This window comes from Pseudonocardia nantongensis (assembly GCF_046546495.1).
Lineage (GTDB): Bacteria > Actinomycetota > Actinomycetes > Mycobacteriales > Pseudonocardiaceae > Pseudonocardia > Pseudonocardia nantongensis.
Map to the genome: position 1 here is coordinate 1 of NZ_JBKGXT010000045.1, position 3,852 is coordinate 3,852.

Consider the following 3,852-nt stretch of genomic DNA (forward strand, 5'->3'; position numbering starts at 1 on the left):
TCGCCCCGGACTCGACGTGCACGGCAACAGCGTTCGCAGGGTCAACCTGTGTCGCGAGCTCTCCGAGCACTTCGGCCTGCATGTTCACGCGGCCCCCGCAAGTCCCGGTTCGGACGCATCGCCGCCCCGGGCTGAGCCCGGATTCACGTCCGCCGTGGGTGGACGTCGTCGCCACCGGCGTCAAGCAGGGCGCGGCTCAGGGTGCCGGCGTCGAAGGGCCCGTTGTGGCGTCGACCGTTGATGAAGAAGGTCGGGGTCCGGGTCACCCCGCCGGCCTCGGCAGATGCGGTGTCGTCGCGGATCCGGCCGGCGTGCCGGTGCTCCTGCAGGTCGCGGGCGAACCTCGCCTCGTCCAGGCCGAGCGCCTCGGCGTGGGCGAGCAGGTCGTCGGCGGTGAGCGCGTCCTGATGGGCGAAGAGCCGGTCGTGCATGTCCCAGAAGCGACCTTGCGCACCGGCGGCTTCGGCGGCCTGGGCGGCCAGTTCGGCGTCGGGGTGGACGTCGGAGAGGGGGACGTGGCGGTAGACGTAGCGCAGTCGATCGCCGAGGCGGTGGCGCAATTCCTCGACGGCCCCGGTCGCGCGCCCGCAGAAGGGACATTCGTAGTCGCCGTACTCGACGAGGGTGAGTGGGGCGTCGACGGGGCCGCTGAGGTGATCGCGGTCCGGGTCGACCGGTGGGTCGAGTGCGGTCGGCGGACCGCTGCGCTGGGGGCCGAAGCGGTCCGCCGCCCGGAACAGCGTCCATCCCAGCAGGGCGGCGAGCAGCGAGGCGGCCAGCACACCGAGCCGGGCCTGGTCGGCCAGGGCCGGGTCGTCGAGGGCGAGGTCGACGATGAACAGCGAGATCGTGAACCCCAGCCCGGACAGTGCGGCGCCACCGACGACCTGGCCGCGGGTGACGCCCGGGACCAGCCGGCCCAGCCCCAGCCGGACCGCGCCGAAGGTGCCGAGCGTGATTCCGAGCAGTTTGCCCAGGACCAGCCCCAGGATGATGCCGATGGTGATCGGTGAGCGGGCCGCGTCCGCGATCGAGTCGGCGGTCACCGCGCCGCCGGCGTTGGCGAGCGCGAAGACGGGCACGATGACGTAGCTGCTCCACGGCTCGTACAGCCGGTGCAGGCGCTCGTTGCTCGAGACCGACCGGTCGATGCTCAGCCGGGCGGCCCGGGCGAAGTCCGGGTTCGGGGACTGCCGGAACGCCCGGGTCAGCCGCGCAGCGTGCTCGACCTCCCCGCGGCGTGGCGGGTAGGCCGGGGCCAGCAGGGCCAGCACGACACCGGCGATCGTCGGGTGCACCCCGGACTCGTGGGTGGCCACCCAGATCAGCACGGCCAGGACGAAGTATGCGGGTCCGCGCCACACCTGCAGGTAGCGCAGCAGCAGCATCACGCCCACACCCACGCCGGCCAGCAGCAGCGGCCCGAGCGAGAGGTCCTCGGTGTAGAAGGCCGCGATGATCAGCAGCGCTCCGACGTCGTCGGCGACGGCGAGGGTCAGCAGGAACACCCGCAGCGTCGCCGAACACGCCGGGCCGACCAGAGCCAGCACACCGAGCAGGAACGCGGTGTCGGTGGAGATGACCACGCCCCAGGCCTGCGCGGCAGGCCCACTGGGGTTGACCGCCAGGTAGAGCGCGGCCGGTACGGCCAGCCCGGCCAGGGCCGCGGCCAGCGGCACCGCGGCGCGGGACCGGTCGGTCAGCTCTCCCATCGCCAGTTCGCGTTTGACCTCGAGGCCGACGACGAAGAAGAAGAACACCATCAGCCCGTCGTTGACCCAGTGCTGCAGGTCCAGGCTCAACTCGGCGCCGGCGACGCGGATCGCCAGCTCGCTCGACCAGAACGACTCGTAGCTCTGCGCCCAGGGCGAGTTCGCCCAGAACAACGCGGCCACCGTGGCCAGCAGCATCACTCCCGCCCCGCTGGTGGGACTGCTCAGGGCGGCACGTAGCGGGACGGCGACCTGGTCAAGCAACGATCGGCTGCCGCCGGGACCCGGTGTCCCGAACGGCTCGGCCTTTCCCGGCTCGGTCATCGGGTTTGCCTCGGGAACATGTCCTCGCTCCTGATTACGGCTACCGTCGATCGCGGTCGCTGGCTACGTCCCGGTCCCGCTCGGCCCGGACGACTACATCGAATTGTTGCCGACCACCTGGCGGGCCGATCAACTCCTACGGGATCAAGCTCGGCCGACGCCGCTACGACAGCCCCGCGCTGAACTCCTACCGCGGCCAAGACTCCGGGGTGAGCGGAAAGAACGGTCGCTGGCAGATCCATCACGACCCCTACGCCATCTCCCCGATCTGGGTGCGCAACCGTCACGAGCAGGGCCTTCTCCAAGCCACCTGGACGCATCTGCGCAGCGGGCCGGTCCCGTTCGGCGAGCTGACCTGGGCCCACGCCCGTGAGAGCGTCGCGGCCCGCGGCAGCGATCCGGTCACCGAGTCCGAGATCGCCGCGGCGTCCGCCCGCCTGTTCGACACCGTCGAACACGGTCCTGAGCAGCCAGGACTTGAAGCGAAGCGCCGGTCGGCCCGTACCCGCCGGGTCGTCGGGCGCAGCCGTGCCACCGCCACCGACCGGCCCCTTCCCGCCCCGGACACCTCGGCCGACCCCGCGGCAGGATCCCCCGAGACACTCGAGGACGCGGCCGACGGCCCGGAGGCGAACTCGATTCACATGACGAAGTCGTCAACGGTCATCGGCACCGACCGTATCCGGGTGCCGGTCGCGTGGTAGGTGGCGTTGGCGATGGCGGCTGCGGCGCCAACGATCCCGATCTCCCCGATACCCTTCGACCCCATCGGGTTGACGTAAGGGTCCTCTTCGTCGATCCACTCGGCCTCCATCGTGCCGACATCGGCGTGGGCGGTGATGTGGTAGTTCGCCAGGTCGTGGTTGATCACGTGGCCGAAACGCGGGTCGAGCACGCTCTGTTCGTGCAGGGCCATCGACAGGCCCATGGTCATTCCGCCCAGGAGCTGCGAGCGGGCGGTGTCGGGGTTGATGATCCGTCCGGCGGCGAACACGCCCAGCATCCGCGGCACTCGGACCTCGCCGGTGTCGGCGTGTACCGCCACCTGCGAGAAGTGCGCTCCGTAGGCCGACATGGCGTACCGGCCGGAGTAGGGGTTGTCGGGCATGGAGCCGTCGGCCTGCGCGCCGTCGGCGGGATCGTCGCCCCACTTGTCGCGGAAGCGGTCCGCGGCGTCGGCGATCGTCGCGCCCCAGGACGCCGTCCCGCTCGAGCCCCCGGCGATCGTCGCCGGCGGCAAGGCGGTGTCTCCGATGGCCACGTCCACGGTCTCCGGGCGCACCCCGAGCGCGTCGGCGGCGATCTGGGTGAGGACTGTGCGGGCCCCGGTGCCGATGTCGGCCGCGGCGAGTTCGACCTCGTAGCGTCCGGACGCGCCGAGCGCGGGGTCCAGCAACGGGTCGAGGTGGAAGCGGATCACCGCCGAGGAACCGGGCATGCTGTACACCGGGTAGCTCGACGCGGCCATGCCGGTCCCGACCCACCAGCCCTCGACCATCCGGGCCCGCGGCTGCGGGTCGCGCAGCTGCCACGCGAACCGGTCGGCCCCCCGGCGCAGACAGTCCACGAGGTGGCGGCTGGAGAACGGCAGCCCCGACTCGGGGCTGACCGCCGGGTCGTTGCGAATCCGCAGCTCGACCGGATCGATCCCGCTGGCGACGGCGAGCTCGTCCATCGCCACCTCGGCGGCGAAGCTGCCCGGCGCCTCCCCCGGCGCCCGCATCCACGATGGGACACCGACGTCGAGTGGCACCAGACGGTGCGACGTGCGCCGGGTCGGGGTGGCATACATCGAGCGGCTGTAGGTCGCGGTCTG

Annotated in this window: 3 protein-coding genes; 1 reads left to right on the forward strand and 2 read right to left on the reverse strand. The window is 71.8% G+C overall.

The genetic code is table 11. From position 1 onward, the window contains the following. Positions 1-143 precede the first annotated feature (143 nt). The gene (gene nhaA, locus ACLFMI_RS26700) at positions 144-2,036 is read right to left on the reverse strand and encodes a Na+/H+ antiporter NhaA (protein WP_410950726.1); all 1,893 of its coding nucleotides are present in this window, start codon (positions 2,034-2,036) and stop codon (positions 144-146) included. Between the two features lie 209 nt (positions 2,037-2,245). On the opposite strand from nhaA, the gene ACLFMI_RS26705 reads away from it, so the two are divergent. After that, on the forward strand, positions 2,246-2,740 hold the full coding sequence (locus ACLFMI_RS26705; protein ID WP_458788596.1) for a hypothetical protein: 495 nt from the start codon (positions 2,246-2,248) through the stop codon (positions 2,738-2,740). Here the strand turns inward: ACLFMI_RS26705 and ACLFMI_RS26710 are convergent. Next, positions 2,677-3,852, reverse strand: a 1,176-nt coding sequence (locus ACLFMI_RS26710; RefSeq protein ID WP_410950728.1) for a molybdopterin cofactor-binding domain-containing protein, incomplete at its 5' end; no start/stop codon positions are given. The genes ACLFMI_RS26705 and ACLFMI_RS26710 overlap by 64 nt on opposite strands.

Coding starts and splice junctions, on each gene's coding strand:
- nhaA (WP_410950726.1), bottom strand. CDS start 2,036: ATGACCGAGCCGGGAAAGGCCGAGCCGTTCGGGACACCGGGTCCCGGC.